This is a genomic window from Streptomyces sp. CB02959 (assembly GCF_002803155.1).
In the GTDB taxonomy this organism is placed as follows: Bacteria; Actinomycetota; Actinomycetes; order Streptomycetales; family Streptomycetaceae; genus Streptomyces.
On record NZ_NNBP01000009.1, the window covers coordinates 385,259 to 411,878 of the forward strand.

General features: G+C 73.0%; 23 protein-coding genes. 15 read left to right on the forward strand and 8 right to left on the reverse strand.

Annotated elements, in window-relative coordinates; all coding sequences use genetic code 11:
• Window positions 1–29: 29 nt before the first annotated feature.
• From CG747_RS17500 to CG747_RS17515, 4 genes are all read left to right on the forward strand, one after another.
• Window positions 30–2,732, forward strand: a complete 2,703-nt coding sequence (locus CG747_RS17500; RefSeq protein WP_100602648.1) for a SpoIIE family protein phosphatase — start codon at window positions 30–32, stop codon at window positions 2,730–2,732.
• A gap of 197 nt (window positions 2,733–2,929) precedes the next feature.
• Window positions 2,930–3,166 carry a ferredoxin gene (locus tag CG747_RS17505; protein WP_100602649.1) on the forward strand — a complete coding sequence of 79 codons (237 nt, stop codon included), beginning with the start codon at window positions 2,930–2,932 and terminating at the stop codon, window positions 3,164–3,166.
• Entirely contained in the window at window positions 3,156–4,550 is a 1,395-nt protein-coding gene (locus CG747_RS17510) for an NAD(P)/FAD-dependent oxidoreductase (protein WP_100602650.1), read from the forward strand. The genes CG747_RS17505 and CG747_RS17510 overlap by 11 nt, the downstream gene beginning before the upstream one ends.
• A 53-nt stretch (window positions 4,551–4,603) precedes the next feature.
• Entirely contained in the window at window positions 4,604–5,839 is a 1,236-nt protein-coding gene (locus CG747_RS17515; RefSeq protein ID WP_100602651.1) for a cytochrome P450, read from the forward strand.
• On the opposite strand, the gene CG747_RS17520 is transcribed toward CG747_RS17515, so the two are convergent.
• Window positions 5,829–7,691, reverse strand: coding sequence for a glycoside hydrolase family 15 protein (locus CG747_RS17520; protein WP_100602652.1), 1,863 nt, complete (start codon window positions 7,689–7,691; stop codon window positions 5,829–5,831). The genes CG747_RS17515 and CG747_RS17520 overlap by 11 nt on opposite strands.
• A gap of 99 nt (window positions 7,692–7,790) precedes the next feature.
• The gene (locus CG747_RS17525; protein WP_100602653.1) at window positions 7,791–8,501 is read right to left on the reverse strand and encodes a hypothetical protein; all 711 of its coding nucleotides are present in this window, start codon (window positions 8,499–8,501) and stop codon (window positions 7,791–7,793) included.
• A gap of 407 nt (window positions 8,502–8,908) precedes the next feature.
• On the opposite strand from CG747_RS17525, the gene CG747_RS17530 reads away from it, so the two are divergent.
• From CG747_RS17530 to CG747_RS17540, 3 genes are all read left to right on the forward strand, one after another.
• Entirely contained in the window at window positions 8,909–11,671 is a 2,763-nt protein-coding gene (locus CG747_RS17530) for a LuxR C-terminal-related transcriptional regulator (RefSeq protein WP_100602654.1), read from the forward strand.
• A 111-nt stretch (window positions 11,672–11,782) separates the two neighbouring features.
• On the forward strand, window positions 11,783–12,004 hold the full coding sequence (locus CG747_RS17535; RefSeq protein WP_100602655.1) for a hypothetical protein: 222 nt from the start codon (window positions 11,783–11,785) through the stop codon (window positions 12,002–12,004).
• A gap of 70 nt (window positions 12,005–12,074) precedes the next feature.
• Complete coding sequence (locus tag CG747_RS17540; RefSeq protein ID WP_100602656.1) at window positions 12,075–12,491, forward strand: SHOCT domain-containing protein; 417 nt, start codon at window positions 12,075–12,077, stop codon at window positions 12,489–12,491.
• Window positions 12,492–12,562: 71 nt separating this feature from the next.
• On the opposite strand, the gene CG747_RS17545 is transcribed toward CG747_RS17540, so the two are convergent.
• On the reverse strand, window positions 12,563–13,687 hold the full coding sequence (locus tag CG747_RS17545) for a hypothetical protein (protein ID WP_100602657.1): 1,125 nt from the start codon (window positions 13,685–13,687) through the stop codon (window positions 12,563–12,565).
• 227 nt (window positions 13,688–13,914) lie between these two features.
• On the opposite strand from CG747_RS17545, the gene CG747_RS17550 reads away from it, so the two are divergent.
• Entirely contained in the window at window positions 13,915–14,529 is a 615-nt protein-coding gene (locus tag CG747_RS17550) for a GPP34 family phosphoprotein (RefSeq protein WP_100602658.1), read from the forward strand.
• A gap of 67 nt (window positions 14,530–14,596) precedes the next feature.
• Here the strand turns inward: CG747_RS17550 and CG747_RS17555 are convergent, their stop codons facing one another.
• A complete protein-coding gene (locus tag CG747_RS17555; protein WP_100602659.1) occupies window positions 14,597–15,121 on the reverse strand; it encodes an SRPBCC domain-containing protein in 525 nt (174 codons plus the stop codon).
• 237 nt (window positions 15,122–15,358) lie between these two features.
• Between CG747_RS17555 and CG747_RS17560 the strand changes: the two genes are divergently transcribed.
• Complete coding sequence (locus CG747_RS17560) at window positions 15,359–16,150, forward strand: SDR family oxidoreductase (protein WP_100602660.1); 792 nt, start codon at window positions 15,359–15,361, stop codon at window positions 16,148–16,150.
• On the opposite strand, the gene CG747_RS17565 is transcribed toward CG747_RS17560, so the two are convergent.
• Window positions 16,113–17,150, reverse strand: coding sequence for a RimK family alpha-L-glutamate ligase (locus CG747_RS17565; RefSeq protein ID WP_100602661.1), 1,038 nt, complete (start codon window positions 17,148–17,150; stop codon window positions 16,113–16,115). The genes CG747_RS17560 and CG747_RS17565 overlap by 38 nt on opposite strands.
• A 161-nt stretch (window positions 17,151–17,311) precedes the next feature.
• Window positions 17,312–17,617: a helix-turn-helix transcriptional regulator gene (locus tag CG747_RS17570; RefSeq protein ID WP_100602662.1), complete on the reverse strand. Its 306-nt coding sequence runs from the start codon at window positions 17,615–17,617 to the stop codon at window positions 17,312–17,314.
• A gap of 108 nt (window positions 17,618–17,725) precedes the next feature.
• Here CG747_RS17570 and CG747_RS17575 point away from each other — a divergent pair, with 108 nt between their 5' ends.
• The gene (locus CG747_RS17575; RefSeq protein WP_100602663.1) at window positions 17,726–18,046 is read left to right on the forward strand and encodes an NIPSNAP family protein; all 321 of its coding nucleotides are present in this window, start codon (window positions 17,726–17,728) and stop codon (window positions 18,044–18,046) included.
• Window positions 18,047–18,207: 161 nt separating this feature from the next.
• Here CG747_RS17575 and CG747_RS17580 read toward each other — a convergent pair whose 3' ends face one another.
• Window positions 18,208–19,059: a LysR family transcriptional regulator gene (locus tag CG747_RS17580; RefSeq protein ID WP_257980483.1), complete on the reverse strand. Its 852-nt coding sequence runs from the start codon at window positions 19,057–19,059 to the stop codon at window positions 18,208–18,210.
• Window positions 19,060–19,140: 81 nt separating this feature from the next.
• On the opposite strand from CG747_RS17580, the gene CG747_RS17585 reads away from it, so the two are divergent.
• On the forward strand, window positions 19,141–19,635 hold the full coding sequence (locus CG747_RS17585; RefSeq protein ID WP_180985580.1) for a cupin domain-containing protein: 495 nt from the start codon (window positions 19,141–19,143) through the stop codon (window positions 19,633–19,635).
• 177 nt (window positions 19,636–19,812) lie between these two features.
• Window positions 19,813–20,172, forward strand: a complete 360-nt coding sequence (locus CG747_RS17590; RefSeq protein ID WP_100602666.1) for a DoxX family protein — start codon at window positions 19,813–19,815, stop codon at window positions 20,170–20,172.
• 259 nt (window positions 20,173–20,431) lie between these two features.
• Here the strand turns inward: CG747_RS17590 and CG747_RS17595 are convergent, their stop codons facing one another.
• Complete coding sequence (locus tag CG747_RS17595) at window positions 20,432–21,847, reverse strand: M64 family metallopeptidase (RefSeq protein ID WP_100602667.1); 1,416 nt, start codon at window positions 21,845–21,847, stop codon at window positions 20,432–20,434.
• 324 nt (window positions 21,848–22,171) lie between these two features.
• Here CG747_RS17595 and CG747_RS17600 point away from each other — a divergent pair, with 324 nt between their 5' ends.
• From CG747_RS17600 to CG747_RS17610, 3 genes are all read left to right on the forward strand, one after another.
• Window positions 22,172–22,990: an N-acetyltransferase gene (locus CG747_RS17600; RefSeq protein ID WP_100602668.1), complete on the forward strand. Its 819-nt coding sequence runs from the start codon at window positions 22,172–22,174 to the stop codon at window positions 22,988–22,990.
• 253 nt (window positions 22,991–23,243) lie between these two features.
• Window positions 23,244–24,371 carry an HAD family hydrolase gene (locus CG747_RS17605; protein WP_257980484.1) on the forward strand — a complete coding sequence of 376 codons (1,128 nt, stop codon included), beginning with the start codon at window positions 23,244–23,246 and terminating at the stop codon, window positions 24,369–24,371.
• 248 nt (window positions 24,372–24,619) lie between these two features.
• Complete coding sequence (locus CG747_RS17610; protein WP_219621473.1) at window positions 24,620–26,452, forward strand: LamG-like jellyroll fold domain-containing protein; 1,833 nt, start codon at window positions 24,620–24,622, stop codon at window positions 26,450–26,452.
• The last annotated feature ends 168 nt before the right edge of the window (window positions 26,453–26,620 follow it).

The following is a 26,620-nucleotide window of genomic DNA, read 5'->3' on the forward strand; positions in this document are numbered from 1 at the left end:
CCCGCCCGGGGAGTGTTAGAAATAGCAGCATGGCCGCAGGGTCCGGCCGATACCGGCGCGCAACAGTACGGTCACTGACCGAACGACGCCCGCAGAGTCTCGCGGGGCAGGTCTTCCTGCTGCAACTCACCGTCGGCCTCCTCATCGTGCTGGGCGCGCTGGCGGCGCTGCTGCTGACGTCGCGGCACGACGCCGAGGAGGAGGCGCGCAGCCGCTCGGTGGCCGTCGCGGAGACGTTCGCCCACTCCCCCGGCGTCCAGACCGCGCTGAAGGCCCCCGATCCCTCGAAGATCCTGCAGCCGCTCACCGAGGTGGCCCGCAAACGGGCCGGTGTCGACTTCATCGTGGTGATGAACACCCACGGCATCCGCTACACCCACCCGCAGCCCCAGCAGATCGGCCACCGGTTCGTCGGCAACATCGGCCCGTCGCTGGCCGGCCGGGTCCGCGTCGAGAGCGTGCACGGGCCACTCGGCCACGAGGTGCAGGCCATCGTGCCGATCACCGATCCGCACGGCTCGGTCGTGGGCCTGGTCTCCGCGGGCATGAAGGTGGCGAGCGTGAGCCGGGCGATCGCCGGGCACCTACCGGTGATCTTCGGCATCAGCGGCGCGGCACTGGCGCTCGCCACGGCCGCCACGGCGGTGATCACCACCAGGCTGCGGCGCCAGACCCGCGGGCTGGGGACCGTCGAGATGAGCCGCATGTACGAACACCACGAGGCGGTGCTGCACGCCGTGCGGGAGGGCGTGGTCATCGTCAGTGCCGAGGGCCGCCTGCTGCTGGCCAACGACGAGGCCAGACGGCTGCTCACGCTGCCCGAGGACGCCGAGGGGCAGGAGGTGTCCGAGCTGCCCGGCCTCGCCCCGGGGCTGGCCGGCCTCCTGGCGTCGGGCCGGACCGCCACCGACGAGATCCACCAGGCGGGTGGCCGGCTCCTCGCGGTGAACCAGCGGCCCACCGACCGGCACGCCGCCGGCATGGGGACGGTCACCACCATCCGCGACTCCACGGAACTGCGACTGCTCTCCGGCCGCGCCGAGGTCGCCCACGAGCGCCTGCGGCTGCTCTACGAGGCCGGGGTGAGCGTCGGCACCACCCTCGACGTCGCCCGGACCGCCGAGGAGCTCGCGGAGGTCGCGGTCCCGCGGTTCGCGGACTTCGTCACCGTCGATCTGGCCGCCCCCGTTCTGCGCGGCGACGAGCCGGCCGGGAGCGGCACCCAGCAGATGCGCCGCACCGCCGCGCACGGCATCCGCTCCGACCACCCCTTCCACCCCGCCGGCACACCGATCACGTTCGTGGACGACACGCCCCAGGCCCGCGGGATGACCAACGGACACTCCCAGGTCGTCCCGGACCTGTCGGCGACCCCCGCGTGGCAGTTGCAGGACCCGGAACGGTCCCGGCGCGTCCTGGCGTGCGGCATCCACTCGCTGATCACCACACCGCTGAAGGCCCGCGGCAACATCCTGGGCGTGGCCAACTTCTGGCGGGCGCAGGAGTCCGAGCCCTTCGACGACGAGGACCGGTCGCTGGCCGAGGAGCTGGTGGCGCGCGCCGCGCTGAGCATCGACAACGCCCGGCGGTACACGCGGGAACACGCACTGGCGGTGACCCTGCAACGCAGTCTGCTGCCGCGCACGCTGCCCGAGCAGAGCGCCATGGAGGTGGCCCACCGCTACCTGCCCGCCCAGTCGGGGGTGAGCGGCGACTGGTTCGACGTCATCCCGCTGTCCGGCAGCCGGGTCGCGCTGGTCGTCGGGGACGTCGTCGGCCACGGACTGCACGCCGCGGCGACCATGGGGCGGCTGCGCACCGCGGTGCACACGTTCTCCACGCTCGACCTCACGCCCGACGAGCTGCTGGGCCACCTCAACGACCTCGTCGACCAGATCGACCAGGAGGAGGCGGAGGCCGGCAGCGGCACCGTCATCACCGGCGCCACCTGCCTGTACGCGATCTACGATCCGGTCTCCCGGCGCTGCGACATGGCCCGGGCCGGCCATCCGCCGCCGGCACTGGTCCACCCCGACGGCACCGTCGAGTTCCCGGACCTGCCGGCCTGCCCGCCCCTGGGGCTGGGCGGCGTGCCCTTCGAGACCACGGAGCTGCACCTGCCCGAGGGCACCCAGATCGTCCTGTACACCGACGGGCTGGTCGAGGAACGCACCCGGGACTTCGACGTGGGCATGGAGCTGCTGCGCGCGGCGCTGTCCCATCCGGGCCGGTCCCCGGAGGAGAACTGCCGGGCGGTGCTCGACCGGCTGCTCCCGGACCGCCCGCGGGACGACGTGGCGCTGCTGATCGCCCGCACCCGCGTACTCGGCCCGGACCGCGTCGCCGCATGGGACGTGCCGTTCGACCCCGCGGCCGTCGCCGGGATGCGCTCCAGCCTCTCCGACAAGCTCGCCGAGTGGGGCCTGGACGAACTCGCCTTCGCGACGGAGCTGGTGATCAGCGAGTTGATCACCAACGCGATCCGCTACGGCTCACCGCCGGTGAAGGCGCGGCTGCTGCGGGACCGCAGCCTCGTCTGCGAGGTGGCCGACGGCAGCAACACCTCGCCCCACCTCCGGTACGCGGCGACGACGGACGAGGGCGGGCGCGGACTGTTCCTGGTGGCCCAGCTCACCGAGCGCTGGGGCACCCGCTACACACCGCAGGGCAAGGTCATCTGGGCGGAGCAGCCCCTGCCCCCGAACGGCCCCGGCGGGTCCGCCGCCCCGTAGCCCCACCGGCCTCCCGCAGGACCGCGACGCCCCTCCCCGTCCGCCGCGCAGGCCCGCGGCTCACCCCGACGGCCGGGTGGGCGTGCGCCGCGCGGGCGGGCTCCCCATGCTGGACCGGGAGCGGCCCACGATCCGGTGGTGCGCCCGGACGCACGGCGACCGGGCGCCCGACCACGTCGCGGAGGAGCGGAGAGTTCATGAGGCTTGTCGTCGACCTCAACCGGTGTCAGGGATACGCCCAGTGCGCCTTCCTGGCACCGGACGTGTTCACCATGCACGGAGACGAGGCGCTGATGTACGACCCGCAGGCCGATGACGCGCAGCGGGAGAACGTCCGTAGGGCCGTGGACGCCTGCCCCGTGAAGGCCATCACCCTCGACTACGCGGACCTGGACGGGGCCGAGGAGAAGGCGGGTGCGTCCCGTGTCGATTAACGGGTATCTGGAGGCGTTCCGGCGCGAGGGGCGCATCGTCGTCGTCGGAGCGTCGCTGGCCGGTCTGCGGGCCGCCGAGACGCTGCGCGCGGAGGGTTTCGCGGGCACGCTCACCATGGTCGGCGACGAGCCCCACGAGCCGTACGACCGGCCGCCGCTGTCCAAGCAGGTCCTGCTGGGCAAGGTGCCGGCCGATCACACCCGGTTGCCGAGGCGTCGCCCCATCGACGCGCAGTGGCGGCTCGGGGCGGCGGCCACCGGGCTGGATCTGGCCGGCAAGCGGGTGCGGCTCGCCGACGGCGACACGCTCGACTACGACCGGCTGCTGATCACCACCGGGGTCCGGGCCCGTCCCTGGCCGCACGAGATGGAGGCCGACCTGGACGGGGTCTTCGTGCTGCGCACCCAGGACGACGCCGTGCGGCTGCACCGCCGGCTCCGGGCCGGTCCGCACCGGGTGCTGGTGATCGGGGCCGGCTTCACCGGCTCGGAGATCGCGTCGGCCTGCCGTGAGCGGGGCGTGCCGGTCACCGTGGCGGAACGCGGGGCGGCCCCGCTGGTCGGCGCGCTCGGCGGAGTGGTCGGCGAGGTCGCCGCCGAACTCCAGCGCGCGCACGGTGTCGACCTGCGATGCGGCGTCCAGGTCACCGGGCTGGAGGGGGACTCCGCCGGCCGGGTGCGGAAGGCGCACTTCTCGGACGGCAGCGCGGTCGAGGCGGAGATCGTGGTCGTCGCGCTGGGCGCCACCCGCAACACCGAGTGGCTCGCGGACTCCGGTCTGGGCGCCGGCCCGCGCGGTATCGCCTGCGACGCCGGGTGCCGCGCCTTCGACGTACGGGGCATCGTCACGGACGACGTCTTCGTCGCCGGTGACGTGGCCCGCTCTCCGCATCCGCTCTTCGGCTACCAGTTCCTGTCGCTGGAGCACTGGGGCAACGCGGTCGCCCAGGCGGAGGTCGCGGCCCACAACATGATCAGTGCCAGCGCCGAGCGGCGGCCCCACCTGTGGATGCCGTCCTTCTGGTCCGCGCAGTTCGGGGTGAACATCAAGTCCGTCGGTGTGCCGCCGATGGCCGACCAGATCATCGTCACCCAGGGGTCGCTCGCCGAGCAACGCTTCACCGCGGCCTACGGCCACCAGGGGCGGGTCATCGCCGCGGTCACCTTCGACCAGGCGAAGTGGCTGGACTTCTACGAGCGGCAGATCGAGCAGGCCGCGCCTTTCCCGCCGGAGTTCACCACGGTCGACCGGCGCCCGGAAGGGCTCCATCCGGTGTCGGCCGGCTTCCCGGACCCCTCGCAGCCCAGCCACGGCCCCACCGTCACCCTCAGCGGGTACTCCCCGACCGACCGGCGCGTCTCGTTCACCCCGCGACGCGCCTGACCCGGGTACGCCGACAGGTCACCTCCGACCGCAGCACCTTGGAAGGAACCCCCATGACGTCGGTCGCACTCCTGGGCCAGATCCTCGACTACGCCAACCGGCCCGACCCGTACCCGCTCTACGCCGAGCTCCGCAGGACACCGGTGGTGCGCGATGAGGCGGGTCCCTATCTGGTCAGCACCTACTGGGAGATCAAGGGGCTGCTGCACGACCCACGGATCAGTTCGGACGCCCGCAACCTGACGCCCGAGGCGGCCGAGGCCACCGGCCAGGTCGAGGATCCCAACCTGCCGCCGTCGTTCCTCCGGCTCGATCCGCCGGAGCACGACCGGCTGCGCCGGCAGGCCATGCGCCCGTTCGGCCCGCCGCACACCCCGCGCCGGGTGTTCGACATGCACGGCGAGCTGGCCGGGATCGTCACCGGCCTCGTCGACGGCCTGCGCGGCCGCGACACGATCGATCTCGTCGACGACGTGTCCTACCCGTTCCCGGTCACCGTGATCTGCCGGATCCTGGGCGTCCCGCGCGAGGACGAGTCGCACTTCCACGAGTGGGCCGACACCATCGCCGCCGGCCTCGACCCGGTCGGTACTGCCGAGGAGCGCGCGGCCAGGGCGCAGGCCGTCCGGCAGGCCCGGGGCGACCTCGCGGCGTATCTCGCCGGGCTGATCGAGGAGCGTCGGCGGGCGCCCCGGGACGACATGCTGTCCGCCATGGCCGCCGACCACGGCCCGGACGGGCAGATGTCACCGGTGGAGATGATCACCACGTCGGTGCTGCTGCTGATCGCCGGCCACGAGACCACGGTCAACCTCATCACCAACGGGATGCTCACCCTGATGCGGAACCCGGACGTGCTCCAGCGGTTGCGTGCCGAGCCCGGTCTGGTGGTGCCGCTGGTCGAGGAGTTGCTGCGGTTCGAGCCGCCCGTGCAGATGCTGCCGCAGCGCACGACGTTGGCCGACATCGAGATCGCCGGGACCGTCATCCCCAAGGGCGCGTCGCTCTACCTCATGGTGGCCTCCGGCAGCCGGGACCCGCAGCGCTTCACCGATCCCGACCGGTTCGTCCCCGACCGCCCCGACAACCAGCACCTGGGCTTCGGCCACGGTCTGCACAACTGCTTCGGCGCTCCCCTGGCCCGGCTGGAGGCACAGCTCGCCCTGACCGAGCTGGTCCGCCGACTCGACGCCCCGCAACTGGTCGAGGATCCGCCCCCGTACCGGCAGAACGCGGTGCTGCGCGGTCCCCGGCACCTGCCGCTCACCATCGCCGGGGTCAGGGACTGAGCCGCCCGTGCGGGCGGTCCCACCCGGACGCGTCGTCGCGCTGCCGGTCCAGGGCGTCGTCCAAGGTGGTGGCCGCCATGATGAGGGACAGGTGGGTGAACGCCTGCGGGAAGTTGCCCAACTGCTCGCCGCTGGGGCCGATTTCCTCCGCGAACAGGCCGACGTGGTTGGCGTAGGTCTGCATCTTCTCGAAGGCGTAGCGCGCCGGGCGGAGCCGGCCGGCGCGGGCGAGGGCGTCGACGTAGAGGAAGGTGCACAGGCTGAAGGTGCCTTCGGCGCCGCGCAGGCCGTCGGGGGAGGCGAGCGGGTCGTAGCGGTAGACGAGGCTGTCCGACACCAGGGTGCGCTCGATCGCGTCCAGCGTGGACAGCCAGCTCTCCGTCTGGGGTGCCAGGAAGCCCACGCGCGGGAGCAGCAGCAGTGAGGCGTCGAGCACCGTACCGCCGTAGTGCTGGACGAGTGCCTTCTGCTCGGCGTCCCAGCCGCGCTGCATGACCTGTTCGAGGATCGCGTCGCGGGCGGCGGTCCATTGGCGGGTGTTGGCGGGCCGGCTGTACTCGTCCGCCAGGCGCAGTCCCCGGTCGAAGGCCACCCACGACATCATCCGGCTGAACGTGAAGTCCTGGCGTCCGCCGCGGGTCTCCCAGATCCCTTCGTCGGGGCGGTCCCAGGAGTCGGCGAGCCAGTCCAGGGTCCGGGCGAGGTTCTTCCAGCCGTGGTAGCCGGCCCGCATGGCGATCTCGCGCCCCTCCGACAGGGCGTAGAGCGCCTCACCGTAGATGTCCAGCTGCAGCTGGCCGGTGGCGGCGTTGCCGACGCGCACCGGGGCCGAACCGCGGTAGCCCTCCAGGTGGGACAGGATCTCCTCGGGGAGGTCGGGCTCGCCGTCCACCCGGTACATGATCTGGAGCGGTTCGCTCCAGTCGTCCTCCGGGGGCTGCAGGCGGTCTCCCAGCCAGCGGGTGAACTGTGCCGCCTCCTCGGCGAACCCCAGGTCGAGGAGGGCCCGTACGGACAGTGACCCGTCGCGGACCCAGGTGTACCGGTAGTCCCAGTTGCGTTCGCCGCCCACCTGCTCGGGCAGCCCCATGGTGGCCGCGGCGACCGGCGCCCCGGTGGGGGCGTAGGTGAGCAGTTTGAGGGTGATCGCCGAGCGGTGCACGACGCCCGGCCACCGGCCCCGGTACCGGGAGATGCGCACCCAGCGCTGCCAGAACTCCACGGTCTCCCAGAAGCGGTCCGCCACGGCCTCCGGCGTCAGGGGTGGCGGGGCCGGCGCGCCCAGTGACGTGTCGACGGTGAAGACGGCCGCGGCCTTCTCTCCGGAGTGCAGGGTGACGGTGCCGCCCACGTCGGCGCCGTCGCGGTGCAGCGGGAAGGTGCTCTGAAGGTGTGCGGTGATGCCCGGCGCCCGGAAGGTGGCGGTGCCGTCCCGCAGGTCGCAGGTGTGGGCGGCCCGCGCGTAGTCGAAGCGCGGCCGGCACTCCAGGTCGAAGCGGACCGTGCCGCGGACCGCTCGGGCGCCGCGGATCAGCACGTGCCGGTCGGACGGCGTGCCCGGGCGGTCCGGCGGCATGCAGTCGAAGACCTCGCCGACACCGTCCGGGGACATGAACCGGGTCACGAGTACCGCGGTGTCCGGGTAGTAGAGCTGCTTGCAGGTGCCGCCCCGGTCCTCGGGGCCGAAGCGGAAGTGGCCTCCGCGGTCGTGGTCGAGCAGTGCCGCGAAGACGCTGGGCGAGTCGAACCGGGGCGCCGCGAGCCAGTCGACGACGCCTTCGGACGAGATCAGCGCGGCGGTCTGCAGGTCCCCGACGAGGCCGTGATCCGCGATGGCTGGGTACCGTTCCATGATCGTCCCGCTTCCGTGGGGGCATGTACCTCCACTTTCCGCCCCCGCCGGCGGGTGCGCGAAGGCGGCGGCCCGGGGACGGCCCGCTCCGTGCGGGACTCAGGCCCCCGCCGCCGAGGCCGGGCCCGGCCGGCCTCCGTTCCGGTCGCGACGCAGCGTGACCACGAAGACGTGGCAGCTGACGGCGAACATCCACAGTGGGAAGACGAGTTCGGGGTGGGTCGTGCCGCCGACGGCGAAGAGCAGCACCAGCGCGACCAGATAGCCCAGCCACACCAGCCAGCGGGGGAAGATGCCGACCCGGTACCCGATGGTCGTGGTCGACACCACGAACACCGCGGCCATCCGCGTGGCGTAGCTGCTCAGCAGCTCCAGGACGAGGTGGCGTCCGTACTGCCAGAGCGCCCGCTCCCCTGCCGAGGCCGAGCCGGACACGTCCGTCACGGCCAGCAGGCTGCCGGTCGTCGCCGCGAGGACGAACAGCATGGCCACGAAGAGCAGCCCGCTGCCGAGGAACAAGGTCGCGAAGAACCGGTCCTCGGCCTCGCCGACGAAGTCCCGGACCGCGCCCATGAACCACAGGAAGAAGATCCCGGCGAACGGCAACAGGGACAGCGCGGTGCGCAGGAGTTGCCGCTGGGAGGTGTCGCGGATCCAGTCGGCGGCGTCCTCGGGGTGCTCGGGCACCGCCAGGTGCACGAAGAGGATGGCCGCGCCCAGCAGGAGAGCGGAGACGATCCCGGCCACCGCCGCGCCCCGCGGGGTCCGCAACCCCCGGGCCGGGGCCGTTGCCCCGTCGGTCGTTCGCATCACGTTCTCCCGCTGCTCGTCACTGGCCGCGCCCGGCCCGGCCGCGCGGCGGGCGCGGACCGACCGGGCCGGCGGACCGACCGGCTCACCGGCGGTTTCCGAAAACGCCTGACTGCCAGTTGTACGACCCGGCGACGCACCGCACCGATTCGCCCGGGCCACTCGGGTGAGCGCCCCCACCGCGCTCCGGCACCGGCGTCGTCGCGCACGGTCCGGAACCTCCGCGTCGCACGCGGTGCGGGGCGGCTCGGCGCCGGACGGGAGGGCCGGGGCCTCGCGTGGCAGTGCCGGGCCGTCCTTGCCACGCTGGGAGGTGACGGCCGTCCCGGCGGACGCCTCTGCGGCGCGGGCCGGCACCGCGGGCCGTGCCGCGGCGCGGCGGGGTGGCTGTCCTGGTAGGGAGCGTGATGCCACCGGACGATGCCTTCCGGACCTCGACGGACCGTGGCGGACCGGCACGGTCCGGGTCACCGGCCGTCCGCGGGCCACTCCCCGCCGGCGCCCCCGAGCCCCCGGCGGGGTACGCCGGGAAGCCGCTCCTCGCCGCGAAGTTCGTGCCCCCGGAGCGTCCGCACGCCTACGTCCACCGGCAGCGGTTGACCGACCGGCTCGCGAGCGCCGCGACCGGTCCGCTGACCCTGATCACCGGTCCGGCGGGGGCGGGCAAGACCACCCTCGCCGCCTCCTGGGCCCGCACCGGCCCGCTGCCCGGCCCGCTCGTCTGGCTCACCCTCGACTCCTGCGAGAGCGCTCCCGGAGACTTCTGGGCGTACGTACTGGAGGGCTTCCGGCGGACGCTGGGGACGACGCCACGGGAGACCGCCGGGCCCCCGGGGGCCGACCGCGGCGGCCACTCCCGCCTCCTCCGCCTCGCCGCGCTGCTGGAACGGCTGCCCCGGCCACCGGTGCTGGTCCTCGACGGTTTCGACCGGGTGCGCGCCCGGGAGGTGGCGGAGGACCTGGAGTTCCTGTCGGAGCACGCCGGGCCGGGGCTGCGTCTGGTGCTGACCAGCCGGGTGGAGCCGCTGCTGCCGCTCCACCGCTACCGGGCCGAGGACCGGCTCGCCGAGATCCGCGCCGCCGACCTGGCCTTCACCCCGTACGAGACCGCGGTGCTGCTGGAGCGGCACCGGTTGAGCCCGGCGCCCGCCACGGTCGGCCTGCTCACCCGCCGTACCGAGGGCTGGGCCGCCGGACTGCGGCTGTGCGCCCTGGCCCTGCAACAGTCCGTCGATCCGGACGCGGTCGCCCGGTCGTTCGCCGCCTCGCCGGGCGCCGTCGCCGACTACCTCCTCAACGAAGTCCTCGACACCCAACCCGCCGCCCTCCGCGACCTGTTGCTGCAGCTGAGCGTCCTGGACCACGTCCACCCCGACCTCGCACGGGCCCTGACCGGTCGTCCGGACGCCGCCGAGCTGCTGGACCGGCTCGTCCGCGGCAACGTCTTCGTGACGCGGCTGCCGGGCACTCCGTGGTGCCGCCTCCACCCGCTGTTCGCCCAGGTCCTCCAGGCACAGCTGCACCACCGGCGACCAGGGCTGGCCGCGCGGCTCCACCACCGCGCGGCCCGCTGGTTCGCCGCCGCCGACGACGCCGACCGGGCCGTCGGTCATGCGGCCGCGGCCGGCGACTGGCGCTACGGGGCCGACCAGGCGGTACGGACCCTGCTGCCCGGACGGCTGCTCGCGGCCCCGGGGAGCGAGGCGTTGTACCGGCTCTTCTCCCGCATGCCCGCGGACCTGCCCGGCGCCGGCCCGGCCCTCGTCGCGGGCGCCTGCGCCCTGTACCGGCACGACGCCGCCGCCTGCCGCGAACGGCTCGCCGCGGCCGCCCACCAACTGGGCGGGGACGGCAGCGGCCCCACCCCGGAGGCCGCACTCGTCCACGCCCTGCTCACCCTGGTCTGCGCACCGCTCGCGCCCGGGCAGGACGACCGCGGGCTGCGCCGCCGCGCGGGCGAGGCGGCCCGGCAGTTCGACACGCTGCTGGAGCGGGTACCCCGGCCGCTGGTCGAGCGGCATCCGGAGCTGGCGGCGCTGCGCTGTGCGGGACTGGCCCACGTCCTGCTGCGCACCGGTGAACTCGACGCGGCGCGGCGCTACTTCACCAGGGCCGCGGGTCCCGACGACGGCCCGCCCGACGACCGCGGGACGGGCCGGTTGCGGCACGCCGCACTGGGCCTCCTCGCCGTCACCGAGAGTCTCCGCGGGGAGCTCACCGCGGCGACCGGCCACGCCACCGCGGCGATGGCGCTCGCGGACCGTACGGGCCTCCCACCGCACCGCCGCTCCGGCGCCGGTCACCTGGCGCTCGCCATCGCGGCGCACGGACACGGCGCCCACCAGGACGCCCAACGGCACCTGACCCGTGCCGAGCAGTGCCCCGACACCCGCCACGACCCGACGCTGCGTGTCGAGTGCGGCCTGCTGCGGGCCCGCCTGCACCTCGCCCGCGGCCGCCGGGAGGCCGCCCGGAGCGCGCTGGACGACTGCGGTCCGGCGCCCTCGGCATGGTCGGCGCGGCGACTGGCCGCGGCCCGCTCCGCCGCCGCGCTGGCACGCGGGGACACCGCGGCGGCCCTCGCCGCCGCGCCCGCCGCACCCGACGGCACCGCCCCCGCCGCGGCCCTCGCCCGGGCCCGCGCGCACCTGGCCGCCGGGCACCCGGACCGGGCCCTGCGGCACCTCGCCGCCCTCGACGGCGCGGCGCTGTCCCGGCCGGAACAGGTCGACTCCCTGCTGGTCAGAGCCCACGCCGCGGTCCTGACGGGGGTACCGGACACCGCCCGCGAACTGCTCGCCCGGGCGCTGGACACCGCACGGTCCGAGCAGCTCCGCGCCCCGTTCACGGAGGCCGGGCCCTGGCTGCGCACGCTCCTGGACGGCACCGGTTACCGGGCCGGGCCGGCCACCGGGCACCTCTGGTTCGGCGTCCGATGGGGCGACGGCCGGTCCGCCGCGGGCACGCCCTACCTCGTCGAACCGCTGAGCCACCGCGAGCGGCAGGTCCTCGCCGGTGCCGCGCGACTGCTCTCCGCGGACGAGATCGCCGCGGAGCTGTGCCTCTCCCCCAACACCGTCAAGACCCATCTGAAGGCCGTCTACCGCAAGCTCGGCGTCTCCCGCCGCCGCGAGGCGGTCGACCGCGGCCGGGAACTCCGGCTGCTGTGAGGCCCCGGACCCGCCCGCCGGACACCCGCGTCACCTCGCACGGGTGATGTCCGCCCGGCCCGCGGACCCCAGCATGAAAGGGCTACGGACCACGGAGGAGGGGGATCCGGCATGCGCTACGAGTTCCGGGTCACCGGCCGCTTCTCGCCCTCCCTGACCGGGGAGTTCCCCGAGCTGGACACGGTGCGCGTCCCGGAGCAGACGGTGCTCTTCGGCACGGTCACCGACGAGGCGCACCTGTACGGGCTGCTGCTCAGGTTCCAGGACCTCGGCCTGCACGTCGAGGAGGTGCGGCGGCTGCCGGAATCACCCGCATCAGGTGGTGCCCCCTGAGGCGGGCGGCGGTGTGCTGGAGGACGGAGGGCGGTGCTCCTCCGCGTATCGGTACCGAGAGGAGAGAGCAATGGTCGGTCACCTGAACCTGGCCTACGACTACCCGGTGCTCGGCGCCTTCTGGACCGCGATGTGGGTCTTCCTGTGGATCATGTGGGTCCTCCTGCTCTTCCGGGTCGTGATGGACATCTTCCGCGACGACACGCTGAACGGCTGGGCCAAGACCGGATGGCTGGTCTTCGTCCTGGTACTGCCCTTCCTCGGCGTCTTCGTCTACGTCATCGTCCGGGGCCGGGACATGGGCCGCCGCGAACAGCAGCACGCCCGGGCCCAGCAGGAGGAGGTCAAGCGGTACATCCGCGAGACGGCGGGCGGCGGGGCCGGCACCAGCGAAGTGGAACAGCTCGCCAAGCTCTCCGAGATCCGGGCCCGGGGCGACATCACCGACGAGGAGTTCGCCCGCGCCAAGGAGAAGATCCTGCACTGAGCGGCGAAGCCGCGCCGGCCGGCGTCCCGCGGCCCGCCCGCGGTGGCGTCGTGCACGGCCGCGTCGGCCGCTCAGCGCCGGAGCTGCCGGGCGAAGTACCCGGTGCGCTCCGGGCCGGCGTACCGCAGCAGCGCGCCCAGCCCGTCGTCCAACTCCAGTTGCCGGTGCGGGACCACGAGCAGCTCCGCGCCCGTCCGCACCGCCGCCCGGATCACCGCGGCCCGCGCGGGCCCGCCTCGGAAGCCGAGCGCACCGTAGGGCTCCGGATCCGTGTCCGACGGGTCGGCCTGCGCTGCCCCCACGGTCACGGGGAGTTGTACCGGGAAGCGCAGCGGGACGTTGAGCAGCACGGTGCCGACCTGGGAACGCCGCAGCGCGGCCACGACGTCGGACAGGCCCTCGACCGCACCGTGCCGGCTGGTCCGGCGGGCCCGGAACAGGTCGAGGCGGCCCTGGTCGGTGGTCCGCAGCCGGTCCCGGAACGCCGCGGAGAGGTCGTGTTCCATCAGCGCCCGGCCCTCCGGGGCCGGGTGTCCGTCGCCGCCGTCGGTCACCATGCGCTTGCGCCAGCGTACGGACAGGTGGTCGGCCAGCGTGTTGCGCGCCCAGGTGATCCCGCTGAGCACGATGGTCTCGGCGCCGGTGCTGCGGGCCAGTTCGGCGATGCGGTCGGCGACCTGCCCGGCCCCGTCGAGCCAGCCCACGGCGGGGCCGCTCGTCCGGTGGCAGACGCCCGGCGCGACGGCGCTGATCGGCCACGTCCCGGCCTGGTACGCCACCTCAAGGTCGTCCGAGGGCGCCTCCGGTGGGCCCGGACGACTGTGCACGGTGGCGGCGACGTAGCGGATGTCCGGCGCGTGCTGCACCGCCAGCGGCATCAGATCGGGCAGCGCGGTGAACACCGCCTCGTCGCGCACCGGCGGCTCGGGCAGTTCCTCGGTCAGGACCACCCGCCCGTGGCTCGCGACGATCGCCTGTCCGTGCCGGCCGGCGATGTCCCGGTCACACCCCGCGACGGCGGCCACGGCCTCCACCGTGGCGGCGTCGGCGCCCTGCTCCGCGAGCGTCTCGCGGACCCGCCGCCTGCGGCGCGCCATCGCCCGGTCCGGCTCCGCGGTGTCGCGTGACGTGTCGAGATAGGCGCAGACGTACGGTCCCCCGCTCGCGTACACCGCATTCAGGAAGGCCAGTTCCACGATGCCTCCACCCTCAGCGACGTTCCCGTTCGCTTCTGAGTCCTTCTGCCTCCACCCAGTACAGCCCGAAGGGATCCGCCCCGCGCGCCGAGGGCGGTCCTCGGCGCGCACGAACGGGCCGGAGCTGGTCTGCTGGAGGGCGGGGGCCGTCGCGCCCGTTTCCGAGCTCGCCGGGCCTGCGAGGCCAACGCCCCCGTCGACCCTCCCGATCGAGGCGAACCTGACCCATGACCACATCACGGGACCTGATGATCACCGCTCTGGACGTGGCGCCCGGCCGCCCCGTGGAACAAGGTGACCTCTCGCTCGCGCTCGCCGGGGCCGAGGTGATCGACCTCCTCGCGGCCGAGGCCGTCGCGCTGGACGACGATCGCATCGTGCCGGGCTACCGCCCCACCACCACCGACCCCCTGCTGGACCAGGCCGCGGCGTCGCTGGTCCGCGAGACGCCGTACGAGTCGGTCGGCGACTGGCTGTGGCGCCGGGGCCGCGGACTGTCCGCGGCCTATCTGGCGGCCCTGGAGGCGGACGGCCTGCTCAGCCGGCAGCCCCGCCGCGGGGTGCCTCTGCGGGCCGGTCACATCGTGCTGGCGGACTCCCCGGACCGACGCACCGCGGCGCACCGCTGGGCATCGGACGAGCCCGTCCTGGCCTTCCTGGGCACGGTCGTGGGGATCCGCGGGACGGACGCGGAGGGCTCTGTGAACTCCCCGAGCGTGGACGACGACGGCGTGGACACCGTGCTCGCCGCGGTCCACGACGCGCTGCTGCAGTTGGAGGCCCTACGGCAACGACGGGCCATCGAACAGGCCGCCTTCGACAACATCTGGCGCGGCGACTGACCCGGCGCCCGACACGCTCCGGACGCCCGGCCGCACCGACGACACCCACGACCCCGACGACACCGCCTCACCGATCCCCTTCGGTTTCCGCTTCGGTTTCCGCTTCGGCTTCGGCTTCGGTCTCGGCTTCGGTCTCGGCTTCGACCCAGCGCGCGAGGTTGGCCAACGCCCTGCGGGTGCCGACCTCGTTCGCCGCCGCGGGGACGGCATCCGGGACCCCCTCGTGGAGCAGCACGACGGTGGTGCCCCGACCGGTGGGGACGAGTGTGGTGGTGAGCGTCATCGTGCCGGCGAAGCGCGCGTCGTCCGTCTCGAACCGGAGCACCTCGACGACCTTCTCGAAGGGCACCAGTTCCGCGAAGCGCCCCTGGTACGTGTCGGTACGGTCCGCCGACTTCCCGGTGCCGGGCCGGCCGTCGTCGTAGGTGAGCGAGACCCGGAAGGCACCGCCGACGCGGACGTCGAACTCGTGCACCCGGCAGGTCATTCCGTCCGGGACCCGCCAGCCGGCGACGGCGCGGGCGTCGAGCAGTGCCCGGTAGACGGCGGCGGGCGGGGCGCTGATGTAGCGGGACACCTCTGTCGCGTACATGTGCCGAGCCTAGGGCGTTGCGGCCAGGGGCCCGGCGTGCCTCACCCCGGGCGCAGCGGAACCGGCGACGGCCCTGAGGCGCACAACCGCGGACCTCCCGTGATCCCGTGCGCCCTGCCAGGCGCCACGTCCGGTGCGGTACGTTCGCCGTTCGACCGACGCACTGCGTGTGCAGTGCCCCGGCCCGCACGCCGAGCGCCGCGTCGGAACCGAGTCTCGTCCGTGGGGAGATCACCCTTGGCCGACCGACCCTATCCCTACCGAACGGCGCTGATCACCGGCGCCTCCAGCGGCATCGGAACGGCCATGGCACGGCAGTTGGCGGCCCGGGGCGTCTCCCTGGTACTCGTCGCCCGCCGCGAGCGCCTCCTTCAGGATCTCGCCGAGGAGCTGCGCGACCACCACACCGTCGAGGTGGAGGCGCTGCCGGCCGACCTCACCGACACCGGCCAGACGGCGCGGGTGGAGGCGCGGCTCACCGATCCGGCCCGGCCGATCGAACTCCTCGTCAACAACGCCGGTTCCGGGGCGTCCGGCGTCTTCGCCAACCTCCCGGTGGAACGCGAGGAAGCCACGCTCCAGCTGAACAACCACGCCGTGGTGCGGCTCTCCCGGTCCGTGCTGTCGCGGATGCGCGCCGAAGGGCGCGGCGGGATCCTCAACGTGTCGTCGTTGACCGGCGAGTTGCCGTCGCCCTCGCTCGCCACGTATGCCGCGACCAAGGCGTTCCTCACCCATTTCTCGGAAGACCTGGCCATCGAGAACCGCGGGTCCGGCGTCCACGTCACCGTGCTGCTGCCGGGCCTGACCAAGACCGACTACTTCGCGTCGAACGGCCTCGCCCCCGCCACGATGCCGGGGTTCTTCTGGCTGGAGGCGGAGCAGGTCGCGGCCGCCGGACTCAAGGCCGTCGCGGCCGGCACCAGGCGCTGTGTGCCCGGGGTGCCCTACAAGGCCGTGACCGCGCTGCTCCCCCTCACGCCCCGACCGCTCAGGCGGGCCCTCGGGCGCTATCTGTGGCATCGGTGAGCTGACTCCCCGCGCCAACGCGCCGCTCGTCGTTGCCGGTGCCGCCATCACTGTTGGTGTTGGTGTTGGTGTTGGTATTGGAGGCGGGGTCGGCCAGGCGCTTGTCGACGGCCGCGGTGATCGCGGGGATCACCGTGGTCATGCGGGGCCGCCAGCCGGGCACCGCGTTGACTTCGCAGAGGGTGTGGCCGCCGTCGTCGGTGAAGAGCAGGTCGACCCCGGCGATGGTCAGACCGAGCGTCCCGGCGGCCCTGACCGCCAGGGCTTCGGCGTCCGGGAAGCGGCCCAGGCACAGTTCGGCGGAGGCTCCCCGGGCGAGGTTGGAAGCCAGCGACCCGTCCTGGGACGTGCGGATCTGGGCGGCCACCGGCTCGCCGTCCACGACGACCACCCGCAGGTCCCGGCCGTGGGAGGCGGCGACGTACTCCTGGAAGATCAGCGGCACCTCTTGGGCGAGGCTGCCCGACACCGCCTGGAGCAGCCCGGTGTCGGGGACGAGGAACACGGACGCGCCGTTGCGCCCGTTGACCGACTTCACCACGCACGGCGTCCGCACCTGGGGACTGCGCACCACACCGGCGAGGGGCGCGGTGGCGTACGACAGCGTGTCCGGCACCGGGAGTCCGGCCGCGGCCAACTCCTGCAGCTGCCAGACCTTGTTGCCGCACAGCTGGTGGGAGGCCGCCGAGTTGAGGAGGACCGCGCCCAGTCGTTCCAGGTGCCGGAGCAATGTCAGTTCGCGGTTCTGCACCATGGAGCCGGGTGTCTGCCGCACCAGGACGACCTTGGGTGGCGGCACGTCCTGGCCGCCGAGGGTCTGCAGCACCAACTGGCCGTCCCGGACGCCGAAGAGGAGTTCGTCGGAATGCCAGACGGCGAACCGCGGGCCGTAGGCCCGCTCCAGTGCCCGGCTCAGTGCGCGGGTCGCCTTCATCAACGGTGCCGGGTGTTCCCGCGCCAGCACCCAGACCTCGGCAGGATTGACGATCGCCGACGGCATCCACACTCCCCTTCCGTAACTGACCCGCCCCGAGGGTAGCGGTGCCGCGCCAGGCCGTGCGTGCCGCGGCCCGGCGCGCGGACGCCGTCGGGGCGGCGCACCGGACGACCGCCGCGACCCGTGGCGCCGCCCGCTGCCGGCGGGGCGTACCGGGTGATGCCTCAGGTGTCCGCGTCGAGGCTGAGCACGGTGTGCAGCAGGCCGGGGAAGCGGTCGTCGAATTCGGAGCGCAGCGAGACCCAGCAGCGGGTGCCCTCCGGTCGGCTGCGGGTGATGCCGCCCTGCCGGAGCTTCTTCATGTGGTGGCTGAGTGTGGACTGTGCGACGCCGAGGTCGAAGTCGCCGGCCAGATGCTCCCCGCTGTCGGTCAGCACGCGCACGATGGCGCGGCGGGTCGGGTCGGCCAGCGCGGCGAGGGCGTCGGAGAGCGACACCGAGGAGAGCTGCGGGTGGTCGAGTGCGCGCATGGCGCCAGTGTACGCACTCCATCGATTATCGACGAACATCGATGTATGGTGGGCGGAAGGGAGCCCGGAGGCTCCGCCGAAGGCCGAGCGCGACGACAGGGGAACGTCATGATCGTCGACCATCGCGTGTACACCATCCAGCCCACGCGCGTCGCGGACTGGGTGGCGCTCTACCGGGAGAAGGGGTACCCGCTCCAGGAGCGGCACCTCGGCCGGTGCGTGGGCTGGTACGTCCCGGTCGAGGGCCGGCTGGACCAGGTCGTCCACCTGTGGGCCTACGAGGACCAGGCCGACCGGGAACGGCGCAGAACCGCGCTCTACGCCGACCCGGAATGGCAGGCGTACCTCGCGGAGATGAAGCGGGCGGGCCTGCTGCTGAGCGCGGAGAACCGGATCCTCACGCCGACCGACTTCTCCCCTGTTCCGTGACGCCGGCGGCCGCCGGCCGGCGGCTGGCCGAGCATGCGGGAGAGGGGCGGGTGGCTCCGTACCCGAGAAGGAACAGCAGATGTCCACCACTTCGGGAGGTGGTCCCGGAGGCCGCGGCGTTCGCCTTGTTCACGAGCTGCGGCAGCACTGGTTGCCGGTGCTCAGCGACGGTACGCGGCTGTCGCGATCTCGATGAAGGATCGGATCAACGGGTTGGTGTCGCCCTCGTTCCACACTGCCACCACTCGGCTCGGCGGCATGTCGATCAGCGGCACCACGGCCAGCTCCGCGGGCAGGTCGTGTCCGAGCGGGGCCAGGCCGACCGTGCCGTTCCACAGCACGGCCTGCAGGCATTCCTGGACGGCGCGCACCACTGGGCCCTCGCGCGGCCTGCCGCCGTTCCAGTACGACTGCCAGACGGGGTCGGTGCCCTGCGGGAACTGGAACCAGCGGCGGTCGCTCAGCTCGGCCAGCCGCAGCCCGTCGCGGCGGGCCAGCGGATCGTCGGCGCGCAGGACCACGCCGACCGGATCGGTCCGCAGTGCACGCACCGTCAGGGCGGTCTCGTCGAACGGCGCCCGAGTCAGCGCGACGTCGACCAGTCCGGCGTGCAGCCCGCACGTCGGGTCGGTCAGATCGGTGTCGCGGATGCGGATGTCCGTGCCGGGATGGCTTCGGCGGTAGGCGGCGGCCAGCCTGGCCACTCCCGGGTCGGTGCCGTCGCCCAGGATGCCGATGGTGAGGGTCGCGACGCCGGCCGCCGCGCTCACCCGTACCCGGACGCGATCGGCATGGTCGAGTAGGGCCCGCGCCTCGTCGAGCAGCACCGAGCCCACCGGAGTGAGCGTGACCCCCGTAGGCGAGCGGGCGAACAGCAGGGCCCCGACTTCGGCCTCCAACTGCTTGATCGCCCGGCTCAGGGGCGGCTGGCTCATGTGCAGTCGGGTGGCGGCCCGGCCGAAGTGGAGTTCCTCGGCGACCGCCACGAAATAGCGCAAGGTCCGTAGCTCCACGCTGCAACGATACCCACGAGGTATCGGCGCCGCGGGACAGGTCTTGGACAGCCCTGGGGCCCCGGCGGTGAACTCGTGAACATGACCGAAGAAGCGAAGACCAGCGAGCCGCAGATCGAGCGCACTGTATCGGTGGTGGGTCCCGGCGACGGCGAGACGATCGTTCTGGGCACCACGCACATGCGCGTCCTGGAGGACGGCAGCCACACCGGGCACCGCCTCGCGATAGCCGAGTCCGTCCTCGCCCCGCACACCCAGGGACCGCCGCAGCACCGCCACGCCCAACACGACGAGGGCTTCTACATCCTCTCCGGCACCGTGCGGTTCACCGTCGGCGACAAGGACTACGACGCCACTACGGGCACGCTCGTGATGGTTCCGCCCGGTACCCCGCACACCTTCGCCAACCTGACCGACCAACCCGCCGTCATGCTCAGCACATTCACCCCCGACCTGTACGTGCAGTACTTCCGAGACCTCCAGGAGGTGCTCGCCGCCGGCCGGCCGTTGACGCCACAGGCCAACATCGACGCGATGAGCCGCTACGCGACCGAGCCTGCCACCGACCTCGCCTGAAGCCGACGGCACAGCCCGGCCAGGCCACCCTCCTTTCCACCGGCAGGGCGGTGGCGCTGCCGCCTTTCGGCGCCCGTCCCGGTCCCTCGGACGACGGACCGGGCCGTCACCAGAGCTCTCCTGGCAAGCGACGCAATCGACGGGTCCCCGTGAACCGGTGACCCAAGAACGGGAACCATGAACATCGCCTATTGGATCGTCGCGGGACTGCTCGCGCTCTTCTACTTCTACGCGGGCACGCTGAAGGTGATCCGCAGCCGCGATCAACTCCGACCGATGATGGCCTGGGTCGACCGCATACCCTTGCCGGCCCTCAGGGCGCTGGGAACGGTCGAAGTACTCGGCGCGACCGGCCTGATCCTCCCGCCGTCGACCGGCGTCGCTCCCTCGCTGGCACCGGCCGCGGCCATCGGCTTCGTACTCCTGCAGATCGGCGCGATCACCGTGCACCTCACCGGCGAGGACCGCCGGATCGCACTCAACGTCGGGCTCACCGTCACCGCGGCCGTGACCATCTGGCTGGCCATCAGGCTGTGATCGAGCACCGTCCTCGACCGGTGCATGCGACTACCGGGCCGGCCGCCCCACGGCCGCTGTCATGTCCCATGAACATCGAACACGCTCCCCTCCACGCGCTGCTCGGTGAGATGAACCTCTGCCGTCGCAACTCGTGAACAGAGCCAGGCGGGGGCTCAGGCGGCCGCTTCGACGCCAGGGCCGCATCCCCTGGTGGGCGAGGGGCGCGATCGCCCCGGCCAGGTGCCTGGACCGGGGCGATCCCGGAGGGCGGTCCCGCTCACCCGGCGGCGGCCACCGCACCACCTGGTGCCGGCGACGGCGCGGCATCCGGCTTCGCCACGACCGGGGCGGAGCGGTCCGCAGCGGAGCCTGAACCGTGTTGCACGGTCCAGCCGGTGGAGCCGGTCAGGCGGGTGCGGAGGGCGGGGTCGCGGACTGCGGAGGTGCCGTCCGTGACGTCGGCCGTCAGCCGGTGGGCGCCACGCCCCAGTGCCAGCCCGCGCATCGGCACTCGGTCGCGGTCGCGGAAGCGGCGCAGTTCGGCCCCGTCGAGGTACCAGCGGACGGTCACCCCGCCATGAGCGGCGTCGGGCGCCCTGGGCAGGGCGAGTCGGGCCGTGGTGTGCCATGCCTGGGCGCGGTCGGCCGGGGCGGCGGGGGTGGCGTGCCGGTAGAAGCCAGCGATCATGGCCTCCGCACCGGGCAGGTTGAAGGGCTTGCCCAGGGTCCGCATCAGGGAGTCGTCGGTGGGCCGGTACAGGCCCTTGACGAAGTAGTTGCCGCCCTCGTACGCCCCGACCGTCCCACCGTCCGGTGAGGCCGCGCCCAGCCAGCGGTACCACTTGGTGCGTGCGGACGCCATGGCGTCCGCGGTCAGCACCGACGAGTTGGCCTCGGGCTTCTCGGGCCCGGTGTACTGCTCGTACCCGGGAACGCCGGGGTAGGAGTACTCGTCGGCCAGCTTGCCCAGGGAGTGGCCGGTCTCGTGGACGGCGACCTGACTGGATGCCTGGTTGTGGGCGGCGGCGGTGGCGATGCCGTCGTAACCGAGCGTCGGGCTGGCCTCGTTGTAGCCGGCGCCGCCGTACTTGCTGCTGTTGGCGAGCACCAGCACCAGATCGGCCTGCGGTGCCTTGGCGACGTAGGCGTCCACCTTCTGCTGGTCGACGCAGAGCAGCCGTTCGGTGTCGTCGCACCAGAAGTGCGCGCCGAGGGCGGTGTTGCGGGTGACGTCCTTGCCGGGGTCGCCGCTGACCCCGCTCTCGGCGGAGACGGCGTCGACGGTCCAGACGTTGAAGAGCTTCTGGTACGTGCGGTAGGGCTCCACGCCGAGGAAGTCGTTCCACTTCTCCTTGGCGTCGGTGTGGAACTGGTCCAGCTGGTCCGCGGTGTAGCCGTCACCGATGACGACGATGTCGAGCCGGTCCTTGGTGTCGCCGTTGTCGATCACCTTGGTGACCTGGCCGTCGGCCGCGCCGGCGAGCGCCTTCGGAGCGGCTCCCGGGGTGCGGGGGAAGCTGCGGGGGACGTCCCGGTAGCCGGATCCCGCCATGCCGCCGACGGGGCCGGGGACTTCCACCCGGACCCGGGGGCCGGGCGCGGCCTCGGCGGGGGCGGCAAGGCCCGCGAGCGCGAGCGCACAGACCCCAATGACGGCACCCGCCCGTCTGGTACGGCGCCTGGTTATTCGCATGAAGTACTCCTCATTGTAGGCAAATTGACGGAACGTCACAGCTTTCGACGAGACGCGGTGGGCCATCCTCGATCCTGATGCGAGCCGGGTACGCGTCGGATCGCATCCGGGTGCGTGCCGACCGGGACGCCAGGCAACGATGGCACGGGAAACGCCCCTCGCGCCGTGGTTGTCGCCAGGCGGCGCGGAAGTGTGAATCCGGGGTCGGGGTGTGAATACGGAGCGGCGCGCGGGAGCGGTCCACGGGCGCCGAACGAGCGGACGGGCGCCGCACGGTGGAAATTTCACAACGGGATGCCCCGCTCCCTGGCAAGGTACCCAGCCGTGACAGACATCGACAGCATCCGGATCACCACACTCGCCGAGCGGCCGGCGTTGATCCCCCGGATCTACGAGATAGCCGAGAACTGGCCGCCCTTCATACCGCACGATCCGGTCGCGACCGCCTTCCTGGGCCGGGTCCCCGAGGACTTCCCCGAGTACTGCGTCGCGGCGACCGACGGCGACCGCGTCGTGGCCCGCGGGCTGAGCGTGCCGTTCGATACCGCGCCCGTCGGCCGCGAGGAGCTGCCGGACCGGGGATGGGACCAGGTCCTGACCTGGGCGTACCGCGACCGACGCGGCGAACGCGACGGCGGCCACCGGCAACGCCACCACCGGGGGCCCTCCCCCACACCCCGCACCGCCAGTGCGTTGGAGATCACGGTGGACACCGGATACCTCGGGCGCGGGCTCTCCTCCCGCCTGTTGGCCGCGCTGCGGCACGCCGTCGGCCGGCAGGGGCACGACGTGCTGCTGGCCCCCGTGCGCCCCACCGCCAAACACCGCGAACCGCGCGTCCCCATGGCCGACTACATCCGACGGCGGCGCGACGACGGGCTACCGACCGACCCGTGGCTCCGCGTTCACGTGAGGGCCGGCGGCACCGTCGAGAAGGTCGCCGCGGCGTCGATGACGGTCAGCGGTTCGCTGGCGCAGTGGCGGCAGTGGACCGGCCTGCCCTTCGACCGCGACGGGCACATCGAGGTGCCGGGCGCCCTGGTCCCGGTGCACTGCGACACCGCGCACGACCACGCCGTCTATGTCGAACCGAACGTATGGGTCCGGCACCGCGTGGCGCGGCCGGATGCCGTCAACTCCTAGGGCTCGTTCACTCCAAGGGCCCGTTCACTCCAAGAAGCCGTCGGCGGGCGCGGAATCGATGGGCCAGGAGCTCCGCACCGGCCCCGGACGCGAGGTCGGCCGCGGCTGGGCGCCGAGTGGGGTTACCCCTGTTCGGCCGTCCCACACATCCCGTTCGCGGTGACATCGATCATGGGCAACTCCGGCCCGGCCTCCGTAGCATGGCCCGCCGCTCCGGACGGAGCGGCGAGCAGCTCTCAAAGGAACAGAAACCATGGCAGTACGGGCAAAAGGCAGACTTGCGATCGTCGGCACCGTGGGCGCGCTGGCCGCCGCGGTCTTCGCGGGCAGCGCGCTCTGGCCGGGCGGCAGCCAGGCCGAGGCCGTCGGGTCGTCGTCGCGGGTCGCCTCGGTGGAGTTGCAGCACTGGCCCGCGCCGGTCGCCGAGAAGCTCGGCAAGGTCATCACGGACCACGACCACAAGGGCGCGTACGCGGTCTTCGACGCGGACAACACCACGTACCGCAATGACCTGGAAGAGGCCCTGCTCCCCTTCTTGGAGATGAAGGGCGTCCTGACCCGCCAGACCATGGCACCGTCCTTGAAGGTCATCCCCTTCAAGGACACCGCGACCCACAAGGAAAGCCTCTACAGCTACTACAACCGCCTCTGCGAGGTGGACGACCAGGTCTGCTACCCCTGGGCGGCGCAGATCTTCTCGGGCTTCACCCTGAAGCAGCTCAAGGGGTACGTGGACGAGCTCCTGGCGTACGGCAAGCCGATCCCCGCCGAGTACTACGTGAACGGGAAGCCGACCGCGACGCAGGTGCAGGCGCCGCACTTCTCCCGGGGCATGCAGGAGCTCTACGCGTCACTGCGCAGGCACGGGGTGGAGGTGTACGTGGTGAGCGCGGCCTCCGAGGACCTGGTGCGCATGGTGCTGAGCGATCCCAAGTACGGGTACGACGTGAAGCCGGAGAACGTCATCGGCGTCTCCATGCTCCTCAAGGACCGCAGGACGGGCGACGTCACCAGCTCCCGCAAGGAGATCGCATCCGGCCACTTCGACCCCGAGAAGCTCGCCGACCATGAGTTGACCCCGACCCTGTGGGCCCCGCTGACCTGGTACGACGGCAAGCCGGCGGCGATCAACACGTATATCGACGAGTGGAAGAAGCCGATCCTCGCGGCGGGCGACACCCCCAAGAGCGACGGCCCGATGCTCTTCCATTCCACCGACGTGGAGCACGGCGGCGTCCGGGTCTGGGTGAACCGCAAGGAGAGCTCCATGAAGGAGCTCGACGAGATGAAGCGCTCCAACGTCGCTCGCCAGAAGGAACTGGGACAGCCGGTCACGGCCGACAAGCGCTGGCTGACGGTGACGCCCGAGCAGCTCGACTGAGCGGTCTCGCCGGTTCGCCGCGGAGTCGGCCGCCGGGTGCAACTTCCCTTCCACGGTGCGGAGTTGGACGCATGTCGCGGGCGGGCGGCAGCCGCCGCCCCGCGCGGCCGAGCCCGCCGCCGACCGGTCATGACGACCGCTCAGATGTGCTGCCGCGGCGGAGGTCACCCAGGCCGACTCGGCGGCCGCCCCCTATGCTGGAGACCTCCCGGCTGAATCTCGCCGGGGCGAGGACGCGGGAGGGGTTTGTGGCAGCGCTGGATCCGGACGACCCACGTTCCATCGGCGGATACCAGTTGCTGGGGCGGTTGGGCTCGGGAGGCATGGGGCGGGTCTTCCTCGGGCGCTCGCCGGGCGGCCGGCAGGTCGCGGTCAAGGTGGTGCACGCCGCGCTGGTCGACCAGCCGGACTTCCGCTCCCGGTTCCGCAGGGAGGTGCAGGCCGCCCGCGCGGTCAGCGGAGCGTTCACCGCACCGGTGATCGACGCCGACCCGGACGCGGCCGAGCCCTGGCTGGTCACCAGTTACATCGCCGGACCTTCCCTGGAGAAGGCGATCGCCGACCGGGGGCCGATGCCCGCACCGCGCGTGTTCGCCCTGGCCGCCGGGCTCGCCGAGGCGCTGGTGTCGATCCACAGCGCCAACCTGGTCCACCGCGACCTCAAGCCCTCCAACGTGCTGCTCGCCGAAGACGGCCCGCGGGTCATCGACTTCGGGATCGCCCGGGTCGTCGAGGGCAGCTCCCTGACCGTGACCGGCTACGCGCTCGGCTCCCCGGGCTTCATGTCGCCGGAGCAGGTGAACGGCGAGGAGATCGGCCCGGCCAGCGACGTCTTCTCCCTGGGGACGGTGCTGGCCTACGCGGCCACCGGCTGCAACCCGTTCGGCAACGGCCACCTGGCCTCCCTCCTCTTCCGGGTCGTCCACGACACCCCCGACCTCGACACGGTCACCGACCCCGCGCTGCGCGCCCTGATCGCCGACTGCCTGGCCAAGGCCCCCGCCAGGCGCCCCACGCCGCGGGAGCTCCTGACCCGGTGCGCCGCGGGCTCCGCGGCAGCCGCGCCGGTCGAAGGCGCTGCCGCACCGCCCGCGGCCGACCGCAACAGCGGGACGCCGCACCGCCCCACGCCGTCCGGTCAGCCGTCCGTACGCACATCCGGCCAGGACTCCGCCATGGGCACCGGCAACGACCGTTTCGGGGTGGCGCCGGCCGACCCCCGGACCGCGGTACCGGGCAACGTCGGGACGGGGCCGACGGCCGTCGCCCGCCACGAGGCGCTCGCCACTCCCCCGCCGGGTCCCCCAACGCCCCCTCCGGGTAAGGCCGTCGCGGCAGGCAGGCGCAACCCGACCCGCCGTACGCTCCTGATCTCGGCAGCCGCCGCGGCGGCCGTCGCCGCGGTGGGCGTCCCCATGGCCCTCACCCTCAGCCACGATGCCGCACGAGGCACCGGACCGAACCGCCCCACCGTCCCGAAACCGGTCGGCGCATGGCGACTCGACGAGCCGTCCGGCACCTCCGCGGCGGACGAAACCGGCGCCCACAACGGCATCGCGTCCGATGTCCGCTGGGGCACGGGCAACAGCGGCGCCGCCCTCTTCAACGGCGTCAGCAGCCAGATCACCACGAGCGGCCCGGTGCTCGACATCGCCCCGGGGCAGAGCTTCACGGTCTCCGCCTGGGTCTACCTCACCAGCGCGGGCGGCTTCGCCACCGTCGTCAGTCAAGGCTCCGCCGGAAGTAGCAGCGCCTTCTACCTCCAGTACTCGGGCACCGACCGCCGGTGGGCGTTCTCCCGGCCGGGCTCCCGCGCGCTCGCGGCCAAACCGCCCGTCCTGAACACCTGGACCCACCTGGTCGGGGTCTGCGACGCCGCCGCCCAGCGGCTCCACCTCTACGTCAACGGCGCCCAGCAGGGCACCGCCAGCGACACCCGCCCCACCACCGCCCCCGGCTCCCTCATGATCGGCCGCGCCACCTTCGACGGCCGGCCCGTCGACTTCTTCACCGGCGGCATCAAGAACGTCCAGGTCTTCGACCGCGCCCTGTCCGCGGACCGGGTCGCGGCGCTGGACTAGGACCGGCCCGGCGGACCGGGTCACGGCGTCGGGATCACGGCGTCGGGTTCGCGTCGTCGGCATGGTCACGGGCGGGGGGGATCTACGGGATCCCCTCGCGGGCGAGGGCGGGCGGCACCCGCTCGCCGCCGCCCCCGCAGCCGACACCTACCGCGTCGAAGCCCTCCG

Coding starts and splice junctions, on each gene's coding strand:
- CG747_RS17500 (WP_100602648.1), top strand. CDS start 30: ATGGCCGCAGGGTCCGGCCGATACCGGCGCGCAACAGTACGGTCACTG.
- CG747_RS17505 (WP_100602649.1), top strand. CDS start 2,930: ATGAGGCTTGTCGTCGACCTCAACCGGTGTCAGGGATACGCCCAGTGC.
- CG747_RS17515 (WP_100602651.1), top strand. CDS start 4,604: ATGACGTCGGTCGCACTCCTGGGCCAGATCCTCGACTACGCCAACCGG.
- CG747_RS17520 (WP_100602652.1), bottom strand. CDS start 7,691: ATGGAACGGTACCCAGCCATCGCGGATCACGGCCTCGTCGGGGACCTG.
- CG747_RS17525 (WP_100602653.1), bottom strand. CDS start 8,501: ATGCGAACGACCGACGGGGCAACGGCCCCGGCCCGGGGGTTGCGGACC.
- CG747_RS17530 (WP_100602654.1), top strand. CDS start 8,909: ATGCCACCGGACGATGCCTTCCGGACCTCGACGGACCGTGGCGGACCG.
- CG747_RS17535 (WP_100602655.1), top strand. CDS start 11,783: ATGCGCTACGAGTTCCGGGTCACCGGCCGCTTCTCGCCCTCCCTGACC.
- CG747_RS17540 (WP_100602656.1), top strand. CDS start 12,075: ATGGTCGGTCACCTGAACCTGGCCTACGACTACCCGGTGCTCGGCGCC.
- CG747_RS17550 (WP_100602658.1), top strand. CDS start 13,915: ATGACCACATCACGGGACCTGATGATCACCGCTCTGGACGTGGCGCCC.
- CG747_RS17555 (WP_100602659.1), bottom strand. CDS start 15,121: ATGTACGCGACAGAGGTGTCCCGCTACATCAGCGCCCCGCCCGCCGCC.
- CG747_RS17565 (WP_100602661.1), bottom strand. CDS start 17,150: ATGCCGTCGGCGATCGTCAATCCTGCCGAGGTCTGGGTGCTGGCGCGG.
- CG747_RS17570 (WP_100602662.1), bottom strand. CDS start 17,617: ATGCGCGCACTCGACCACCCGCAGCTCTCCTCGGTGTCGCTCTCCGAC.
- CG747_RS17575 (WP_100602663.1), top strand. CDS start 17,726: ATGATCGTCGACCATCGCGTGTACACCATCCAGCCCACGCGCGTCGCG.
- CG747_RS17585 (WP_180985580.1), top strand. CDS start 19,141: ATGACCGAAGAAGCGAAGACCAGCGAGCCGCAGATCGAGCGCACTGTA.
- CG747_RS17590 (WP_100602666.1), top strand. CDS start 19,813: ATGAACATCGCCTATTGGATCGTCGCGGGACTGCTCGCGCTCTTCTAC.
- CG747_RS17595 (WP_100602667.1), bottom strand. CDS start 21,847: ATGCGAATAACCAGGCGCCGTACCAGACGGGCGGGTGCCGTCATTGGG.
- CG747_RS17605 (WP_257980484.1), top strand. CDS start 23,244: ATGGCAGTACGGGCAAAAGGCAGACTTGCGATCGTCGGCACCGTGGGC.